This is a genomic window from Rhizobium sp. YTU87027, from assembly GCF_050644135.1.
GTDB lineage: Bacteria > Pseudomonadota > Alphaproteobacteria > Rhizobiales > Rhizobiaceae > Rhizobium.
Genome location: NZ_CP098440.1, coordinates 156058 through 174316 on the forward strand (window position 1 = coordinate 156058; position 18259 = coordinate 174316).

Sequence of the window (18259 nt, forward strand, 5' to 3'; positions counted from 1 at the left end):
AACTTTTGACCGCCTTGCTTGCGGCAAGAGCAGAGGACTGTCGGCCGGATTTGCGTCAATCCGGCCGACATTTGGCTGATCAGGCGTTCACTTTGGCGAGCGCCTGGGCGAAGTCCTCGATCAGGTCGTCGGTGTCTTCGATGCCCGCGGAAAGACGAACGGTGCCGCCGGAGATACCGAGTTCAGCACGCGCCTCATCGCTGAGGTTTTTGTGCGTCGTCGTTGCCGGGTGCGTGATCAGGCTTTTGGCGTCGCCCAGATTGTTGGAGATCTTGACCACCTGCAGTGCATTCTGCAGCGCAAAGGCCGCTTCCTTGCCGCCCTTGAGCTCGATGGCGACAAGCGTCGAGCCGCCCTTCATCTGCTTGGTGACGATGTCGGCCTGCGGGTGGTCCTTGCGGCCGGGATAGATGACCTTGGCGACCTTCGGCTGATCGGCCAGGAAGTCGGCGATCTTCGACGCATTTTCAGTCTGCTGCTTGACGCGAAGGGGCAGCGTTTCGAGGCCCTTGAGCAACGTCCATGCGGTGAACGGCGACATCGCCGGGCCGGTGTGGCGGTAGTAGTCCTGCAGGTTTTCGTTGACCCATTCCCGGTCGGAGAGGATGACGCCGCCGAGGCTGCGGCCCTGGCCGTCGATGTGCTTGGTTGCCGAATAGACGACGATATGGGCACCGAGTTCGAGCGGCTTCTGGAAGATCGGGGTGGCGAAGACGTTGTCGACCACGACCTTGGCGCCGATCTGGTTGGCGAGCTTCGCAACGCCAGCGATATCGATCACCTCAAGCGTCGGATTGGTCGGGCTTTCCAGGAAGAACACCTTCGTATTCGGGCGGATCGCCTTTTCCCAGTTCTCAAGATAGCGACCATCGACCAGTGTGCACTCGATGCCGTATTTCGGCGCGAGCGTTTCCACGACCCAGCGGCACGAGCCGAAAAGTGCGCGGGCCGCAACGATGTGGTCGCCTGCCTTCAATTGGCAGAGGATTGCAGCGGTGACGGCTGCCATGCCCGAGGCCGTGGCGCGGGCTTCCTCCGCACCTTCGAGCGCACACATGCGCTTCTCGAACATGTCGTTGGTCGGGCTGCCGTAACGGGCGTAGATGTAGCCGTCCGTCTCGCCCTTGAAACGTGCTTCCGCCGCTTCCGCGCTTTCATAGACGAAGCCCTGCGTGAGGTAGATTGCTTCGGATGTCTCGCCATACTGCGAACGCAGCGAACCGCCGTGGACGAGTTGGGTTGCCGGGCGCCAGGTCTTGCTCATGAATCACCACTTTCAAACAACAAAAAAACCGGCCGCGAAAGCAGACCGGTTTTGCACCCGGTCCTTTTAGCCACTTGTTTAACGTGGCTGCAAGCCGACCGGCCAAATCACCACGGGATAAAGCTGCAATACTGCCGTTCTATGCTTGCGTCAATTCCTCGAGTTTGGTTTTGTCTCCGACAAATATGGATGGGGCATGATGGCTCGCGTAACAGGAATTTTGGCAGATCGTGCGATTGCCGGGCTTTTCGAGGCCGGGCGCCTCAGCTCGGAGCGCGATTTGGATCACGACCAGATCCAGCCGGCAAGCCTTGACCTCCGGCTCGGTGCCAAGGCTTTTCGCGTTCGCGCGAGCTTCATGCCCGGCCCTTCGCATCTCGTCTCCGACAAGCTCGATCGCCTGAGCCTTCACGTCGTCGATCTCTCCGAAGGTGCGGTGCTGGAGACCGGCTGCGTCTATATTGTTCCCTTGATGGAGCGCCTCGACCTGCCGGCCAATATGTCGGCCTCGGCCAATCCGAAAAGCTCGACGGGCCGCCTGGATATCTTCACGCGCGTCATCACCGATTATGCGCAGGAGTTCGACAAGATCCCGGCCGGCTATTCCGGCCCGCTTTACCTCGAAATCAGCCCGCGCACGTTCCCGATTGTCGTGCGCCGGGGCTCACGCCTGTCGCAGATCCGCTTCCGTGTCGGCCATTCCGTGCTCGGTGAGCCCGAACTGCTGGCGCTGCATGGCGCCGAGACGCTCGTCGCCAGCAAGCAGCCGAACGTATCGGGTGGCGGCATTGCCCTATCGATCGATCTTGCCGGCGACAAGGACGGCCTGATCGGCTACCGCGGCAAGCACCATACTGCCGTCGTCGATGTCGACAAGAAGGCGCAGCACGACATCTATGATTTCTGGGAACCGCTCTATAGCCGCGGGCGCAACGAACTGATCCTGGATCCGGACGAGTTTTACATACTCGTCTCCCGCGAAGCCGTTCATGTGCCGCCGCACTACGCAGCCGAGATGACCCCCTTCGATCCGCTGGTCGGCGAGTTCCGCGTGCACTATGCGGGCTTCTTCGACCCTGGCTTCGGGCACGCACCCGCCGGCGGCCGCGGCAGTCGCGCTGTGCTTGAGGTTCGCAGCCACGAGGTTCCCTTCATCCTCGAAGACGGCCAGATCGTCGGCCGACTCGTTTACGAGCACATGCAGGAGCACCCGGAAAGTCTCTACGGCTCCGGCCTCGGCTCGAACTATCAGGCACAGGGCCTGAAACTCTCGAAGCACTTCCGCCTGTAACAATGCCGCTGCCCGCTTGACAGCGGCGCGCATCTGTTGGAACTCTGCGTTTAACGCGGGTGTAGCTCAATGGTAGAGCAGCAGCTTCCCAAGCTGAATACGAGGGTTCGATTCCCTTCACCCGCTCCAGCACCCATCTGGTCGGGCAGAGCCGAAAGACTTGCATCGCCAGTGATCAGGCGGGATGTCCGTACATCTGCGCTACGATTTTCAGCCCTTTTTCATATTTGCCCGGGTCGGATCCAGCCTTCTCGGCCTGTGCGAGATTATCCTTGAGATCAGCGATTTTGACCGGTCGGGCAAGCGGGTTTCTCAAGGCCCGCATGACGAATTCGTCATCGTTCTCGTCGGGTCGCCTGGTCAGTGCATCGACAGCCTCGACGATTGTGGAACTGAAATCTTCTTTTCGTAATCGATCCAGAGTCCAACCGGATCCCTTTTCGACAACGTCATGTAGGTATGCGACAACGCGCTCGTCTCCACCCCCGACGGCATCAGCCACTCGTCTGCAATGCAGGAAATACGGTGCGCCGGTTTTGTCGGTCTGATCTGCGTGTGCCTTGAACGCGATCTTTGCCGCATGCAAAAGGTCTACGGCCGGTTGATCGTCATGTTCATTGATCCATTCTCGCTGACCTGTGGTCATATCTTCTTACCTCCGAGCGACTATCGGCCGGAGTGCTATTTTTCCGACCGATCCAGGAGAATTCGCGCCTCCTCAAAACGGCGCTTCCGATCGCCGTCGGCCTCATTCGGCGAATAGCACGTGCTCGCTACGCAAAACCGCACAAGATGATGCGGCTTGTCGGCCTTGTCGAACTCGCATTCGAACGTGTCTGTCATGTCGGTGGGCGCGGTGCCTTGTCGCGTGGAATAGGTCATCCTCACGCCCGGCGGCTTCAGTTCAGGAAAGGACTGAACGGTTCCGACCGCAAGCTTGTCCATCATGAAAAAGCCCTTGGCGACTGATTGACAGGTGGCTTCAAGATCCGTCGACTGCGCGAATGCGGCGGCAGGAAACATGAGAAGCACAGATAGAACTCGGCCGTTTCGCAAGTGCGTCGCCTCTGCCTGTTGATTGGGGAGGCCGACGGACCGGATCCTCCGCGCCATTAACGGTTGAAACATCCGAGAGTTCCTGTCGTTCCATTCCTTAGGACCTAAGTCCTCGCCCCCTCGGACTGAAGTCCTGGAATGGAACGGTCACTTCGATAATTGGTTCCCCTTGGAGCGATGAAGAAGCTTGGTCTCCAAAGGATCTCGAGTTGACCAACGTTCTTGCGTTTGATTGATAAGGAATGTGTCGAGGCGGAAGATCTCCGCTGCGACTGCGCCTCGGCCGAGGATGCGATTGAGGAGGCACGCTTTGCTCTTGCTGAACTTGCCAGCGAGGGACTGCCACGCGCATCAAGTGGTATTCTCGCGGTCGAGGTGTTGAACGAATATCGCTGCCCCATCAAACTGGTACAGGAGATCGACAGGTCCTTGGGCCCAGCCACCAGAGTGCAATTGGCGAGAAGCCAACAGGCCCATGGAATGCCGAGGATGGAAAACAACAGGGAGTGAAGGACCCGCGACCTCACTCTTGATATCAGTGATATCGCGTGACCGGACTGTGACAGCATCCGATCAGGAAGGAACTCAACCGGCCTGCTTTGCAAGGGCTGCCCTTTCTTCTGACTTTCCTCTGAGGAGAGCAGGTGGGTTCTGTTTGGTTGATTGCTCCGGCAAGAGGCACTACGTGGTAAGGAACCCTCGTTTTGGTTATGGGGGTTCCTTCAACAAAATTTGCCTTGTGGGCATCGCGCGATCAGGGTACCCCGGCCCTGCAAGCCGTCCCTCCGAGTTCAATGGATCCCCGCATAAAATGAGTTCGAAGTTGCTTTATCGATTCATCGATTTGTTCAGTGCGTCCAAATCCAAGTATCGTGATCATATCGTGCCATTCCCGATCGATTCCCAGATCATCATATCCCAGGCCACGCCTGGGGAAATTGTCGGCTTCTATACGTCAAATTCGTTCTATGAGCAGGAGGCTGCACGGATGGTAGCATCCGCTCAACGCCTTGGGTTGCCCGTTCATACAACCGCGGTGGATAGCACCGGCAGTTGGGTTCGCAACGCGGCGCTGAAGCCCACCTTTCTCCTCGAGGCGCGTAGGAACCATCGCGGCCCGCTGCTCTACGTCGATGTGGACGCGGTGTTTCACCGAGATCCTTGGCCGGTTTTGGCGACCTACAGCTGCGATGTAGCGGTCTATCGAGAAGCAGACCGGTTGATTTCCGCAACCATCCTGCTGAATGACACGCCAGCGACATTGCGCCTGTTGGAAATCTGGAAAGAACGGTGTGACCAGGATCCCGACAAATGGGATCAAGTCGTCCTGCAGGAAATTCTTGATGAAGATCGCGCAAGCGGGAGCCCGCAATATCGGGTCGGCGAGCTTCCCCCTTCGTTTTGTTGGATCTTCGACCGGCTCTTAAACACAAAGGCCGAGGCCGTTTATATCGAGCAACTGCAGGCAAGTCGGCAGGCCAAGGCCCACGAGAAGAGAGGCCGCAACAAAATGCTCGAGCGGCGCAGGGAACGCATAGCAATGATCGAAACGATTCTCGCGCCTTTGATGGACGCAAAAGCCGACGAACGGCCGAAGCTTTAACGCGGACGCTTGGCAAATGTGCGGGGAGGACGCTAGCTCCCTTGCGGAACACTCCCGTGCCTCGGTCGTTTAGCCTCCAGTCCAACACACAAGGAGACGACCTCATGGATTGGAACCGTGTCGAAGGAAACTGGAAGCAGATGAAAGGCAAGATCAAGGAGCAGTGGGGCAAACTCACCGACGATGATCTTGATCAGATTGCCGGCAAGCGCGATCAGTTGGAGGGCAAAATCCAGGAGCGCTACGGCATCGCACGCGATCGCGCACGGCGCGACATCGACGACTGGTACGGCCATCAAACCTGGCATTGATCAGAGTGGGCCCGGAGGCTGCGCTTCCGGGCTTCACACCGCTAGCGTTCCTGCGGAAAGTCGATCTTCGTCATGAAGCCACGATCAATCAGTTGCTGCGGCCCTTCATAGCGAATTGACTGATCGTAGCTGAAATCTATTTCGCCTTCGCGGTGAAGCACATCCATCATCTTCTGGTAGTGTTCGGAGGAGTTGTAGTGCTGCTTACCCTCAGCCGCCTCGGTGATCTTTATCTTGTAATTGGTGAAGAACTTGAAATGCAAAATGGCGCCCCAGACAGAGGGGAAATTGCGCTGATACGGCAGCGGTTGATGTGGACTGCTTCCGAAAAAGCATCGCTTGTCCCAGTAAATGACGGGGTACTTGATGAGCTCATTGTCCTCGGAGAATTTCCGACCTCTTGGTCCGCCCTTGATACTGATGCCGCGTTTTGTAAGCGTTGACACATAGCTGTTGCCATCAAGATAGCGCGAGAACTGCCAAGGCCTGTCGACGAAAGACTGCCCTCCGGCGACTTCGCTCAGCTTGGGATACATATCTAACATCGGTGCCGCCATTCGCCGGAGGTTTGCGGCTTCAAGTGCGCGAATGAGTGAAGGCAATGGTCTTCCGAAGCAGTCGTCGTAGACAAGGAATTCGTCAGAATCGACGTTCAGGTACCATCGGTTGGAGCCGTACTCGGAGAAGAGGCGTTCTCGCCAGTTTCTGCCACGCCTCGCTCGGCCATACCTCACCGGAGAAGTCCACACGTCAATGTCCGGCTCATTCAGCAGCGCTTCTCTTGTCCCGTCGGTTGAGACGTCGTCGACACAGATGAACCGCGTCACACCCAGTTGGCGATAATGTTGAAGGAAAGCTTTGAGAAGAGCGATGTCGTTATGTGTGACAAAGACAAGCGGCACATCGGTTGTCCCCAGGGGCCGGATCTTGCCTACTGGCGAAATGTTCACATCGGCTCGATTGCGCCGTTCACGACGAGTGACCCGAAATGTGTCGTAGGCCGTCCGGAGGCGATCCAGAAAGGAGCGCGCAAGGTCTGGCGCGCCGGAAGGAAATGGGTACTTCATGAGAAAAACACAGGACTCCTAGAACCGGAAATATCACCACAGCTCTGATATTCATCGGTATGGCATCACGACAACTTCATCAATCAGGCCGATGTGCAAGGACACCTGATCCCTGCTGGTTTACTTCGTTGCCACGGAAATGCAACGACCCACGCTGCCAGCCTGCCTTCAGCGGCTTGAACGCCTGGAGAGGATGCCCTTTAAGAAGTAGGCTCGAAGGAAATTGCGATAGTTGACAATCTTCTAATAAATATAGTTAATTTTTAACTATTCTCCGATATCACGGAAACGCAGACGACCCTTGGTTGTTGTCGGCATGATCAGGAGGAGTTGCAGAATGCTTTTGAAGATTTTCACGGCAAAGCGCGAAATCCGGGACAATGGCGATACCGGCACATACGCCGACGGCTACCTTGCGCCTGAGGTAGCTCTTGCGTCTGCGCGCAATGACGATCGTGCGTCCTACGAACGTGATTATGGTCGCGGCCGTAAGGTAGAGCAGGTTCCGCTGGGGTTCGCCTGAGTTTCCCTTTGTAGTTTTGTCTCGGCGCGAGCTCGCGCCCTGCAGCGAAGCCATGGCCTGCTGCATGAAATCAGAAAACCGTAATCAAAAAGGGCGGCATCGAGCCGCCCTTCGTTTTTCTACCCTTGCTGAGATCAGAACTCCGTCCAGTCGGCGTCGTCGCGCGGGCTAGAAGGCGCACTACCAGCACCGAATGCGCTTGCAAGTTTCTGCCCAAGCGCCCGAGCCGGCGAATTGGAGGGGCGCGTGACCCCTGGAGTGGCGATGCGGACTGGCGCCTTTCTGGCTGCGACCGGCGGTGCGGCCGGGCGCGGCGCGGAGTGGATCGGAGCGCTCTGCAGCGGCGCTGCGGCAACCGTCGCGCTGAAGCCGCCGGTGCCGGTGAGCTTGAACTGGTCGAGCAGATTGTTCAGTGTCGCCGCTTCCGTCGCGAGCCTGTGGCTCGCAGCCGTGCTTTCCTCGACCATGGCCGCATTCTTTTGCGTTCCCTGGTCCATCGTGTTCACGGCCGTATTGATCTCGTGCAGGCCGGTCGATTGCTCGCGGGCGGCTTCCGCAATCGCGTCGACGTGCTGGTTGATCTCCTGAACCTCATGAACGATCGCATCGAGCGCCCTGCCGGTTTCGCCGACCAGCGAGACGCCCGTCTGGACATGGCCGCCGGATGTCGTGATCAGGGACTTGATCTCCCGGGCAGCGTTGGCGGAGCGCTGCGCGAGTTCGCGTACCTCCTGGGCAACGACGGCAAAGCCCTTGCCAGCCTCGCCGGCGCGGGCGGCTTCGACGCCGGCGTTGAGGGCAAGCAGGTTCGTCTGAAAGGCGATGTCATCGATGACGCCGATGATGTTGCCGATCTCTGCGGAGGACTGCTCGATCTGCTGCATCGCATTGACTGCCTTGCGCACGACCTGGCCGGACTTTTCCGCGCCTTCCCGCGTGCGCGCCACCAGCCCGCGTGCTTCCTCGGCCCGTCGTGCGGCATCCTTGACCGTGGTAGTAATTTCTTCGAGAGCAGCCGCCGTCTCTTCGACGGACGCTGCCTGCTGCTCCGTCCGCTTCGAAAGCTCGTCCGCCGAGGCGCGAATTTCGCTTGCACCGGCGGTGATGGCGCGGGCGTTGGCGCCGACCGTCTGCATGGTGTCGTTTAGCCTCAGGATCGAGTTGTTGAAATCCTGTCGCAGCGAGTCGAGATCGCCGACGAAAGCCGTGTCGATCCGTGATGCGAGGTCACCGGCGGCCAACCGGCGCAAGCCGTCGCCAAGCGCGCCAACAGCGCGCGAAAGGTCAGCGGCCTCGGTTGCGCGCTGCGCTTCGCGTTCGCGGCGTTCACTGTCACCGAGATTGCGACTCTTTTCGGCCTCGCCCTCAAGCCGGATACGATCGACGGCATTGTCGCGGAAGACGGCAACGGCGCCGGCCATCTGGCCGACCTCGTCGCGACGATCGAGACCGTCGATGCGGCTCTGTGTATCGCCCTGAGCGAGCTGTGTCATGCGGTCACGTAAACGGGCCATCGGGGCAGTGATCCCCGCTTGAGCAACCCATACGGCAAGGCCGAGCGCGCCCAGTACCGCGAGGCCGATCAGCGCGAAGCAGAGGGTGATGCGCTGGTTGACAGTCGCGGAGAGCGCATCGCCGCCATCGTTGAGCAATGCCATCAGTGCATCATTGTTGGCGATCATTTTCGGAGTGACTGTGCTCAGCTTGGCGTTGAGCATGCTGGCAGCGAGCTGCGCGCCGGCGCTGTCCTGTGCCTTGGCGAGGTCGACGACTTTGGTGGAAAGCGCTTCCATCTCACCGATGCCGACGAGAATGTCATCAATCGCTTGCTTGCGGCTCGGAACCAAAGCGGCCGCCTGTTCGAGGCGTTCGCGCGCTTGCGGCATCTTGCTTGGCGTTGCGAGCGCCGTATTGAAAGCGGGCGTGTCCGGTTTGAGGCCGGCGATCAGCGTCACCTGGAGCACGGCTGCGTTTGCCGAAGCGCTGGCGCGCGATGCCAGCATGGCGGCCAGCGCCTCGTGATCGATGAAGGCGCTGTATGTGGCGTCGGCGTCGCGGAATTCGGCGATGACGTAAACGAGCCCCCCGAGCGCGATCGCCCCGAGAAGCGCTACGACGGATATGATCTTCGTCCGGATTTTGAGGTTCTTCAGCATGGATATGTCCAATCGCTCGATCCGGCCGATTGGGCGGCCGGCTATTGAAGCATTTTGAGATGCAGGGCATTCGCAGGAAACGGCATGGTGGGATGCCCAAAAGGCTCGACATGCGCATCATGCATTCGGCCCGTGAGCCGGCGTCGTCCCGGCGAATAGAATGGGAGATTGCTTAATGCGCTCCTAACGCATGCGGCCTGTCCCCGGAAAAATTTCGACCCTGCCGCCCAGGGATGAGCAGTGCTAAGCGCGGCGCAACTTCTCACTGGTGCTGACTGGGACATGAGGCGTCTTGTCCGCAGCATCACGACCCTGCCGAGCAGCAAAAAAAGCCCATAGCTTGCCGCCATGTTGGTGAGATCGAGGAGGAGGAGCGCGCCTTCGCGGCTGTCGGCGGGTGGAAAACCGAAGGCTAGGTAGCCGGCGGTAGTGATGAGAAGCATGATCAGCCAGGGATGCGTGAGCGAGGACAGTAGCATGCCGCCGATCAGCAACTGGAACATCAGGAAGCTGCCCGTGCCCATCTCGCGCAGGAGACGCGTCGGCTCTCGCATCATCACCAGCCATGTCTGCAGCCAACCTTTGAACCAGCGAGTCCCGCTGGTTGAGCCAGACCCTGAATGTGGCCGGAGCGTCCTCATAGGTCGGGCAATCGATGACGCCGCACTTGTAGCCGAGCCTATGAAGCGGCATACCAAGATCGGCATCCTCGGTCACGTTATACGGGTCCCAACCGCCGCATTCCCTCAGTTCCGCAACGCGCAAATGGTTGGAGGTGCCGCCGAGCGGAACCGGCATACGCCGCCGAGCCAGCATCGGCAGCAGCTTGTGAAACAGCGCCGCATATTCCAACGCGAATGCCGCGGTGATCCAGGATGCCGCACCGTTGGAAATCACGAGCGGCGCCTGAAGACACACGACGTCCTGAGGGCTTGTGGCAAACTGCGAATTGGCTGCGCGCAATTGGTCGGGATGAGGATGATCTTCCGCGTCGTAGATCACGACGAATTCGCCGCGGGCGCCGGCCAGCGCATAATTCAACGCTTTGGGTTTCGTGCGCGGGTGGGCGGGCGGCACCTCGACGATCTCGAATTGCGGTCCGGGCCGCTCAGCCCTTAGAGCATCGATCGTCGCGTGATCGTCCGCCTCGCACACCAGCTTGATATCGAGTCTCGAAGGCGGCCAGTTCAGCCGGCTAAGGGACCTAACGAGTTGTGCCACGACGTCCGCCTCCCGATAGAGAGCAACAAGGACGGTGTAGACAGGGAGATGGTCTGAAGGGGGCGGGTCCGGCTCCCGACGCCGGTGGTCGAGAAGTGCTGCGGCACGGACAAGGATGACGGCCAGATAGAGCAGCGAGATTGCTGCGTGCAGGGCGACCAGCGTGAGCGTACCGGTGGTGAGGGAGAAGGCAAATGCGCAGATGCCTGCGCCCGCGAGAAATCCCTGCTTGCCTGAAAGAACGATCCGCGCGCTGAAGCGCGCCTTGTCCTCGAAGAGGGTGCTGACGCTTTCCCGCAATCGTCTGCTGCCACCGGCGCACCCCATCGCGGCCCGCAATGCTGTGGGCGTCGTGACGACGATGCTGTCGGCCAATCCCGGCTTCTTCTCGAATGTCTGCGAGAGTGCCGCGAGGTTCCGGGCCTCCGGCACAATCGCGAGCATGCCTTTGCTAATATAGTTCAGCCGGATGCAGCGAGCCTGCAGGAGCGGGCTGTCGAGCGCCTTTTCGTCGTTGACAAGGGAACTGTCGATTGCCGAAAGAAAGGGAAGCCGAAGCCCGCGCGCCAGCGACGCGTAGTAGCTGTCGGCGTCGATGGAACCGCTTGCAAGGAGTTCCTGCTCGATGCTGGTGCCATTGCGGCGGGCGAGCAATATCGCCCGCGCGATGATCGGCTTGCCGATGCCGAGTTGCAGCAGAACCTCTGCTTCCTGCTGGTAGGAATCGTTGATCGTGCGCACCGTCGGCGGCGCGTCATGGCGTGTCGAACGATCATCCAAGCGCACGCGGTCATCGATCCCGGCCGGCGCATATTCCCCGATAGGCATGACTCTGATACACCGTTTCCAGAATGGCAGTGCATGCTTGTACCGAGGCCGATCATAATGATGCAATTTAAACTAGCATCCCTAAATCTTAAGGCACTATGCAGCTTTTGGCTGTTTCTGGTTGTGTTTTTTTGCCCGTTCTCGTTGTCGTCCCAGCAGGCAACGCCAAACTTGCCATTGCTTTTCGATTCCAGGGAGCGGCTTGCAAAGCCGGATCTTTCGTCGCTCGTGCGGCTGCGCTTCCTGACGACGATCGATTTTCCGCCGTTCAACTTTACGGATCAGAATGGCAAACTGGCCGGTTTCAACATCGATCTTGCGCGCGAGATCTGTAACGAACTGGAGATTGCAAGCAAATGCCAGATCCAGGCGCTGCCGTTCGCCGACCTGAAAGTTGCGCTGGCGGCATCGCAAGGCGACGCCGTGATCGCCGGCATTGCCGTGAGCGAAGAACTGCGGCAGCAGTTCGCCTTTTCGCGACCGTATCTGATGCTGCCCGCTCGCTTTGTTCGAAACTTGAAGGCTCCCATCAAGGGTGAAGATGCGGGCGCTCTCGCGGACCATTCGGTTGGCGTGGTCAAGGCGACGGCGCACGAAGCCATGCTGTCTGCCTATTTCCCGAAAGTGAAGGCCGTACCCTTCGACAGCAAGGATGCCCTTTTGGCGGCATTGAGAGACGGCAAGGTGGATGCCGCCTTCGCCGATTCTCTCCAGCTTTCGTTCTGGGTTTCGTCGCAGGCTTCGACGAAATGCTGCGCGCTGTTTGACGGGCCTTATCTCTCCGAGCAGTTTCTTGGCGAAGGCATGACGATCATGCTGCGCGAGAAGGACGATGTGCTGACGGCCGCGCTGGACCACGCCCTGGCAGCGCTCTCGCGCAGCGGCCGGCTGCAGGAAATCTATCTGCGCTATTTCCCTTACGGCTTGTATTAGCCCTTGCGGAAGCGTGCGATCGCACTGCGCTCGATGGCGGCGCAGGTCAACTTGTCGAGACCGAGGCGGTCACGCAGCAGGCTGAGAAGCCGTAGTTCTTCCGCCTTTACCGAGAGGTCGGCCGAGGCAACTTCGACAGCGAGCGCATAGGCCGTGTCGTAAAGGCGCGAAGGAAGGGTGTCCTTGACGATTTCAAGCACGATGTCGAGTCCCTCGGAGCCGGCCAGCAGTGCGGCGCAATCGCGCGCAACCGAAATCAGCTTCTCGTCGTCGAAATCACGGAAGACCGGCAGGAAACCGATCAGTTGGCCGATACGTTCCATCTCGCGATCGTTCATCGTGCTGTCGACGGCGGATGCCATAACCATCACGTAGATCAGTGCGTCATGGGCGGAAAGCGGCTTGCTCATATCTCGATGTCCCTCTGGAATGAGCCAAGAGTCTAGGAACTGACCGGCGACATTACAAGCCGTCGGGCGGCAGATCGGCGGGCAGATTCTCAAGGGTGCCGGTTTCCGCGACGCTGCGAGGGTCATCACCATAGATGCCCTTGCCTGCCTGTCTTGCCGTCTCGCCCGCCTCGGTAAGCGCTGATCCTTTTTCTGCCTCTGCCCAGCCGCTTTCGACCAGCCACCGCGAAATGTCCTGCGTGCCGATCCGGCAGGCGGTCGTCACGGTGCCGGTCCAATCGGCGCCGTCGAGATCGCAGCGGACGGTTCTCAAGCGCAGAAACAGTCGCACATTGGTTTTTGCCAGCATCCCGCATGGCCATTCCCGGCCCTTGCTGTCGGTGCATGTCTTGTCCGCCACCGTGGGGGTGATGCCGGCAAGCCGTAGGCGGCGGTCGCCAAAGGCAAGGACGCCGGCGCTTTCGGCGATCGGACGAACGAGGTCCACGCCTCTGTTTTCGGCAGCCTTCGCCGGTCGCTGCGGCTTCACCGCCGCGATGCGTTCAAGTGGCTTGCCGTTGATAACAGCAGGATAGAACTGGCTGGCATCGTCCACGCGCCGGGCATGCATGCTGGCCTCGGGATTTGTCGTCGGCTGAGCAACTGGCGCGGGCGGCGGCGCGTGGATTTCCGTCGGAGCTGCTGTTTCCACCGGATCAATGGCCGAGCCAAGCCTTTGTCCGCCCGCCGCGATCAGACCGGCGACCGTTCCGATTCCTGCAATAGCCGTCAGAATGGCCGCAGGACGCATGGAATATCTTCCTACTGACTGGCCCAGATGATGCGGGCGATCCAATCGACGTCGGAAAGCTCGATCGTCCGGTTCGGATGTTCTGGATTGAGCGACATCAATTCGATCGATCGCGGGCTCTGGCGCAACAGCACCTTGGCCATGACCTCGCCTTCGCGGGTCTTGACGACGACGCGATCGTTGCGGCGAACCTGCGCGCCAGGCTCGACGATCAGCACGTCGCCGTCGCGGTAGAGCGGCATCATGCTCTCGCCCTGCACCTCGAGCGCGTAGACGCCCGCTTTCTGCGATGGCGCCGCGGGAAATTCCACGACATCCCAGCCTTGCCCGGCCGGAAAACCGCCATCATCAAAGAAACCGCCGGCGCCGGCCTGCGCAAAGCCGAGCAGTGGGATCGAGCTGCCCTGTGGCGGGAAGGCGCCGTCCGGAAGGCTGGAAAAACTGCCGGCCGGGCGCATGAAGGTCAGGAACTGCTCCATGCTGGCGCCCGTTGCATCCAGCACCTTGGCGATCGATTCCGTCGACGGCCAGCGCAACCGCCCATCGGCAGAAAGCCGCTTGGACTTGTTGAAGGAGGTTGGATCGAGCCCCGCCCGCCGGGCAAGACCGGATGGCGTCAGGTCATGCCGTTCGGCAAGCCTGTCGATCGCGCCCCAGATCTGCTCGTGTGACAGCATGTCGCCTGATTCCTGCGCGCCTGCGCCATCCTTCAACCACGAAATATTAACCGCAAGCCCTGTGGGAGTAAAGAGAAGAAAGGAATAAAATCCTGTCTCGTCAGGCGACCATGGCCATGTTGATTTTGCCGAGCTGGATCACCGCCTGCGTACGGCTATCGACATTGAGCTTGAGGAGGATCGCCGAAACATGCGCCTTGATCGTTGCCTCGGAAACGCCGAGCTCATAGGCGATCTGCTTGTTGAGAAGGCCTTCCGCCAGCATTGTCAGCACACGGCTCTGCTGCGGCGTCAGCGTATGCAGCCGGTGGATCAGGTCGGCGACGTCAGGGTCCTGCTCCTGTCCGCCGCGGTAGCTTTCGGGTGTGGCGATGTCGCCGGCGAGAACCGTCTGGATGCCATGGCGAATATCGTCGATCCCCGAGGATTTGGAGATGAAGCCCGATGCGCCGAGTTCCAGCGCGCGGCGGATCGTGGTGGTATCGTCAGTAGCAGAAATGATGACGATCGGCAGCCCGACAAATTCGGAGCGCAGCGCCATCAAACCGGAAAAGCCGCTGACACCTGGCATCGAAAGATCAAGCAGCATCAGGTCTGCTTCAGGGTGCTTCCCGGCGGCCATCCGTGCCGCAGCAAAATCGCCGGCCTCGACGATAACAGGGTGGCCTTCCATGCCGATCACCGCCTGGCGCAGCGCATCCCGGAAAAGCGGATGGTCGTCGGCAATGATGATTGTCTGTTCCTGCATCGATAACTCCCTCCCAAGAGCTCGATTGCCGCATCATGCCGCGCGCTGCCACGCGATACATGCCGCCATTCTGATATGACTATACCAAATCATGTCTTTTGCGGAAGGGCGTTGCGCTCCTCTTCGCTTTGGAATTCCTTGACTATCCCCATGAAGCTGCGCATCCAGCGCTCCATGATGCCGATCGAGCGATCGATTTCGGCATCCGAGGGCAGCGCCTTGTTGACGATGCTTTTGTTCTCCAGCGCCGTGACGCGGGCTGAAAGCCGGTCGAGTTCCTGCTCGTAGGCCGCCCGCTCATCGGCTGCCATCCGGCAGACGAGCGCGCCATCCTTCTCCTCGCAAAGTGACATGGCACCGGTCTGCTTGTCGAGACGCACGAAGTGATCGCCGCTGCGCTCCAGCTGGAAGCGCGACGCGTCGGTTTCGGCCGCATGAACGCTAAGCGGCAGGAGAAGCGCAAAAAGGCCGATTGCGATATTGTTCATGGTTTCCTCCGGAAATCTCGGTGGCCACCGCATTTTTCACGGCGAGGCGTGGACATCGCCGCCGCTTTGCGGCAAAGCCCGGGAAAGACCAGCCATTCTGAGGCCATCATGACCCTGACACCCACGCTTTACAAGATCGTGACGGAAACGCGTTGGCAGGAGGCAAGGGCGGCCGGCGTTTTTCGCGGCGCTCCGATCGACCTTACGGACGGCTACATCCACTTCTCGACCGCCACGCAGGTCAAGCAGACGGCGGCGCTATATTTCGCTGGCCAGACGGGGCTTCTGCTCGTTGCCGTCGATAGCAGCAAGTTCGGCGACGAGCTCGTTTTCGAACCCTCGCGCGGCGGTGCTCTCTTTCCGCATCTCTATGCCGAACTGCCGCTTTCGGCCGTGTTGTGGGAGGCGCCGCTGCCGCTCGATGTCGCCGGCCAGCACATCTTTCCGGACCTTCAGCCATGATCGATCTTTTCAAGCTCGCCGCCCGCAAGGGCCTGTTCCTCTTCGACCCCGAAACGGCGCACGGCATGTCGATTGCCGCATTGAAGGCGGGTGCTGTGCCTGCCTGCCGGATCGCGCCCGATCCGCGCCTGGGACAGAGCGTTGCCGGGCTCGATTTCATCAACCCGATCGGCATGGCGGCCGGTTACGACAAGAACGCCGAGGTGCCGGAGGCGTTGCTGAAGATCGGCTTCGGCTTCACCGAGATCGGCACCGTGACGCCGAAGCCGCAGTCCGGCAATCCGCGCCCGCGCATCTTCCGGCTGGTCGAGGATGAAGGCGTCATCAATCGCCTCGGCTTCAACAACGAGGGCCACGATGCCGCCTTGGCGCGTCTGTCGGCCATTCGCGGCAACGGTATGATCGGCGTCAACATCGGCGCCAACAAGGACAGCGAAGACCGCATCGGCGACTACGTCCTCGGCATTCGCCGCTTCTATTCCGTCGCCCGCTATTTCACCGCCAACATCTCATCGCCGAACACGCCGGGCCTGCGCGATCTGCAGGCGCGGGAAAGCCTCGCCCTGCTCTTGTCGGCAGTGCTTGCCGCCCGCGACGCCGAAGCCGAGAAGGCAGGCAGAAAGATCCCGGTCTTCTTGAAGATCGCCCCCGATCTGACGGAAGAGGGGCTGGACGATATCGCCGCCGAAGCGCTGTCGCATGCCCTGGACGGCTTGATCGTCTCGAACACGACGCTCTCCCGCGAAGGCCTCAGGGACCAGCATCAGGCGAAGGAGGCGGGCGGGCTTTCCGGCAAGCCGCTGTTCGACAAATCGACCGCCGTTCTTGCCAAGATGCGCAAGCGTGTCGGTCCGGCTCTACCGATCATCGGCGTCGGCGGTGTATCGTCCGCCGAAACGGCGCTCGAGAAGATCAAGGCCGGCGCCGATCTTGTGCAGCTCTATTCCTGCATGGTGTACGAGGGGCCGGGCCTGCCGGGCGCGATCGTTCGCGGCCTCTCGAAGCTGCTCGATCGCGAGCAGGTGAGATCCATCCGCGACCTTAGGGATACGAGGACGGATTATTGGGCGGCACGGAACGTCTGATCGGCCCGCGGCCGCACGAGCATCGCCAGGAAGACGCCGCGAAACAGCAGGAAGCCGTTCATCGCCAGCCATAGGCCATGGTTTCCGAACAGCGGCACGAAGACGGCCAGCGCTATCAGGTAGCCGGCAAACGACATGAGCATCCAGTTGCGCATGTCGGTCGACCATGTTGCGCCGATGAATACGCCGTCCATCAGGAAGGCGAGCGCCCCGGTAAGCCCGGTGACAGCGGCCCAAGGCAGATAGGTTTCGGCCGCCTGCTGCACCTCCGGTGACGTGGTCAGCACGGAGATCAGCCATGGACCGGCCAGCAGGAAGAATACCGAAATGATGCCGGCGAGCCCGAAAGACCAGAGCGCCGTCAGTTTCAGGCCGCGGTCGAACGCCGGCCGGTAGCGCGCGCCGATCGCCCGACCGGTGATCTGCTCGGCCGCGTTGGCAAGTCCGTCGAGATAATATCCGGAGAGCAGGAAGAAGTTCATCAGCAGGGCGTTGGCGGCCAGCGTGACCGCTCCGAAGCTCGTGCCGATCCGCGTCATGAGCGTGAAAGCAGCAAGCAGCACGAATGTGCGGATCAGGATGTCGCGGTTTAGCGCGAAAAGCTCGGCCAGGCGATGCCGCGAGAAGATCTCCGTGCGTGTCGGGCGATGCGCGCGATCGAAGCCGCGAAGGACGATCAGAAGGCCGACGACAGCACCGGCCGTCTCGCCGACCATTGTGCCCCAGGCGACGCCCGCCACACCCCAGTCAAGCCAGAGGCCGAGGTAGATCGCCAGTATGATGTTGATGCCGTTGATGATCGTCTGCAGCAATAGGCCGACGGTGCCCTGGCCGCGGCCGAGCACGAAGCCGAGGATCGCGTAATTGGCAAGCGCTGCCGGGCCGGCGAGGATGCGGATGGAGAAATAGGTGCTGGTGGCGGCCGCAACGGCGCTCTCCGGTCCCATCAGCTTTAGCCCGGCCGCGAGCAGCAGTGGCGACAGACAGAGAAGCGCTATTCCGCAACCAAGCGCCGAGATCAGCGCTCGCCAGAAGACGCCCTGCTCGGCGTGTCGGTCGTGCCGCCCGAAAGCCTGCGCCGTCAGACCCGTCGTTGAGGCGCGCAGGAAGTTGAAGCTGCCGAGGATCAGGTCGAAGAGCATGGCGCCGATCGCAAGCCCCGCCAACGCATCCGGCTGACCCATATGGCCGACGACGCCCGTGTCCACGAGGCCAAGGAGCGGTGTCGTCATGAAGCCGAGCGTCATCGGGATTGCGATCGATAGCACCAGCCGGTGCGTGACGTCGAATGCCAGCCTGTTCTCGTGACCGTGAGTATCCATGTCTGCCCCTGAGAGGCGAGGCGG

The 18259-nt window shown here is 60.5% G+C and carries 20 protein-coding genes, 1 tRNA gene and 1 riboswitch; of the genes, 9 read left to right on the forward strand and 12 right to left on the reverse strand.

Translation table 11 applies throughout. The features are described from left to right. Nucleotides 1-79: 79 nt before the first annotated feature. Complete coding sequence (locus tag NBG89_RS00790) at nucleotides 80-1264, reverse strand: O-succinylhomoserine sulfhydrylase (RefSeq protein ID WP_431321307.1); 1185 nt, start codon at nucleotides 1262-1264, stop codon at nucleotides 80-82. Between the two features lie 45 nt (nucleotides 1265-1309). Next, nucleotides 1310-1388, reverse strand: a riboswitch (SAM riboswitch). 72 nt (nucleotides 1389-1460) lie between these two features. Between NBG89_RS00790 and NBG89_RS00795 the strand changes: the two genes are divergently transcribed. Both NBG89_RS00795 and NBG89_RS00800 read left to right on the forward strand, forming a co-directional pair. Next, a complete protein-coding gene (locus NBG89_RS00795; RefSeq protein ID WP_431321308.1) occupies nucleotides 1461-2555 on the forward strand; it encodes a 2'-deoxycytidine 5'-triphosphate deaminase in 1095 nt (364 codons plus the stop codon). A gap of 55 nt (nucleotides 2556-2610) precedes the next feature. Further along, nucleotides 2611-2684: transfer RNA gene (locus NBG89_RS00800), tRNA-Gly, on the forward strand. A gap of 46 nt (nucleotides 2685-2730) precedes the next feature. On the opposite strand, the gene NBG89_RS00805 is transcribed toward NBG89_RS00800, so the two are convergent. Further along, nucleotides 2731-3201 carry an HD domain-containing protein gene (locus tag NBG89_RS00805; RefSeq protein WP_431321309.1) on the reverse strand — a complete coding sequence of 157 codons (471 nt, stop codon included), beginning with the start codon at nucleotides 3199-3201 and terminating at the stop codon, nucleotides 2731-2733. Between the two features lie 35 nt (nucleotides 3202-3236). Further along, nucleotides 3237-3578 (reverse strand): hypothetical protein, encoded by a 342-nt coding sequence (locus tag NBG89_RS00810; protein WP_431322748.1) that lies wholly within the window; start codon nucleotides 3576-3578, stop codon nucleotides 3237-3239. A 261-nt stretch (nucleotides 3579-3839) separates the two neighbouring features. On the opposite strand from NBG89_RS00810, the gene NBG89_RS00815 reads away from it, so the two are divergent. The 3 genes from NBG89_RS00815 (at nucleotide 3840) to NBG89_RS00825 (ending at nucleotide 5525) form a co-directional block, all read left to right on the forward strand. Further along, nucleotides 3840-4121: a DUF6894 family protein gene (locus NBG89_RS00815; protein WP_431322749.1), complete on the forward strand. Its 282-nt coding sequence runs from the start codon at nucleotides 3840-3842 to the stop codon at nucleotides 4119-4121. A gap of 301 nt (nucleotides 4122-4422) precedes the next feature. Then, on the forward strand, nucleotides 4423-5214 hold the full coding sequence (locus NBG89_RS00820) for a putative nucleotide-diphospho-sugar transferase (protein ID WP_431321310.1): 792 nt from the start codon (nucleotides 4423-4425) through the stop codon (nucleotides 5212-5214). Between the two features lie 104 nt (nucleotides 5215-5318). Beyond that, the gene (locus tag NBG89_RS00825) at nucleotides 5319-5525 is read left to right on the forward strand and encodes a CsbD family protein (protein ID WP_088691270.1); all 207 of its coding nucleotides are present in this window, start codon (nucleotides 5319-5321) and stop codon (nucleotides 5523-5525) included. 41 nt (nucleotides 5526-5566) lie between these two features. Here NBG89_RS00825 and NBG89_RS00830 read toward each other — a convergent pair whose 3' ends face one another. Beyond that, on the reverse strand, nucleotides 5567-6592 hold the full coding sequence (locus NBG89_RS00830; RefSeq protein ID WP_431321311.1) for a glycosyltransferase family 2 protein: 1026 nt from the start codon (nucleotides 6590-6592) through the stop codon (nucleotides 5567-5569). Nucleotides 6593-6929: 337 nt separating this feature from the next. Between NBG89_RS00830 and NBG89_RS00835 the strand changes: the two genes are divergently transcribed. Continuing rightward, entirely contained in the window at nucleotides 6930-7115 is a 186-nt protein-coding gene (locus NBG89_RS00835) for a hypothetical protein (RefSeq protein WP_088691272.1), read from the forward strand. Between the two features lie 134 nt (nucleotides 7116-7249). Here the strand turns inward: NBG89_RS00835 and NBG89_RS00840 are convergent, their stop codons facing one another. Together NBG89_RS00840 and NBG89_RS00845 are read right to left on the reverse strand one after the other, a co-directional pair. Continuing rightward, on the reverse strand, nucleotides 7250-9271 hold the full coding sequence (locus NBG89_RS00840; RefSeq protein ID WP_431321312.1) for a methyl-accepting chemotaxis protein: 2022 nt from the start codon (nucleotides 9269-9271) through the stop codon (nucleotides 7250-7252). Between the two features lie 243 nt (nucleotides 9272-9514). Then, nucleotides 9515-11320, reverse strand: a complete 1806-nt coding sequence (locus NBG89_RS00845; RefSeq protein ID WP_431321313.1) for a glycosyltransferase — start codon at nucleotides 11318-11320, stop codon at nucleotides 9515-9517. 57 nt (nucleotides 11321-11377) lie between these two features. On the opposite strand from NBG89_RS00845, the gene NBG89_RS00850 reads away from it, so the two are divergent. Continuing rightward, the gene (locus tag NBG89_RS00850) at nucleotides 11378-12253 is read left to right on the forward strand and encodes a transporter substrate-binding domain-containing protein (RefSeq protein ID WP_431321314.1); all 876 of its coding nucleotides are present in this window, start codon (nucleotides 11378-11380) and stop codon (nucleotides 12251-12253) included. Here the strand turns inward: NBG89_RS00850 and NBG89_RS00855 are convergent. The 5 genes from NBG89_RS00855 to NBG89_RS00875 form a co-directional block, all read right to left on the reverse strand. Further along, nucleotides 12250-12663: a tellurite resistance TerB family protein gene (locus NBG89_RS00855; RefSeq protein ID WP_088691275.1), complete on the reverse strand. Its 414-nt coding sequence runs from the start codon at nucleotides 12661-12663 to the stop codon at nucleotides 12250-12252. The genes NBG89_RS00850 and NBG89_RS00855 overlap by 4 nt on opposite strands. Nucleotides 12664-12715: 52 nt before the next feature. After that, nucleotides 12716-13453, reverse strand: a complete 738-nt coding sequence (locus tag NBG89_RS00860; RefSeq protein WP_431321315.1) for a thermonuclease family protein — start codon at nucleotides 13451-13453, stop codon at nucleotides 12716-12718. An 11-nt stretch (nucleotides 13454-13464) separates the two neighbouring features. Further along, nucleotides 13465-14130, reverse strand: a complete 666-nt coding sequence (locus NBG89_RS00865; RefSeq protein ID WP_183752876.1) for a S24 family peptidase — start codon at nucleotides 14128-14130, stop codon at nucleotides 13465-13467. A gap of 100 nt (nucleotides 14131-14230) precedes the next feature. Then, nucleotides 14231-14878 carry a response regulator gene (locus tag NBG89_RS00870; protein ID WP_431321316.1) on the reverse strand — a complete coding sequence of 216 codons (648 nt, stop codon included), beginning with the start codon at nucleotides 14876-14878 and terminating at the stop codon, nucleotides 14231-14233. A gap of 89 nt (nucleotides 14879-14967) precedes the next feature. Next, the gene (locus NBG89_RS00875; protein ID WP_431321317.1) at nucleotides 14968-15366 is read right to left on the reverse strand and encodes a hypothetical protein; all 399 of its coding nucleotides are present in this window, start codon (nucleotides 15364-15366) and stop codon (nucleotides 14968-14970) included. 48 nt (nucleotides 15367-15414) lie between these two features. Here NBG89_RS00875 and NBG89_RS00880 point away from each other — a divergent pair, with 48 nt between their 5' ends. Together NBG89_RS00880 and NBG89_RS00885 are read left to right on the forward strand one after the other, a co-directional pair. Continuing rightward, nucleotides 15415-15828 (forward strand): DUF952 domain-containing protein, encoded by a 414-nt coding sequence (locus NBG89_RS00880; protein ID WP_431321318.1) that lies wholly within the window; start codon nucleotides 15415-15417, stop codon nucleotides 15826-15828. After that, the gene (locus tag NBG89_RS00885; protein WP_431321319.1) at nucleotides 15825-16913 is read left to right on the forward strand and encodes a quinone-dependent dihydroorotate dehydrogenase; all 1089 of its coding nucleotides are present in this window, start codon (nucleotides 15825-15827) and stop codon (nucleotides 16911-16913) included. The genes NBG89_RS00880 and NBG89_RS00885 overlap by 4 nt, the downstream gene beginning before the upstream one ends. Here NBG89_RS00885 and NBG89_RS00890 read toward each other — a convergent pair. Further along, a complete protein-coding gene (locus NBG89_RS00890) occupies nucleotides 16889-18235 on the reverse strand; it encodes an MATE family efflux transporter (protein ID WP_431321320.1) in 1347 nt (448 codons plus the stop codon). The genes NBG89_RS00885 and NBG89_RS00890 overlap by 25 nt on opposite strands. Nucleotides 18236-18259 lie beyond the last annotated feature (24 nt).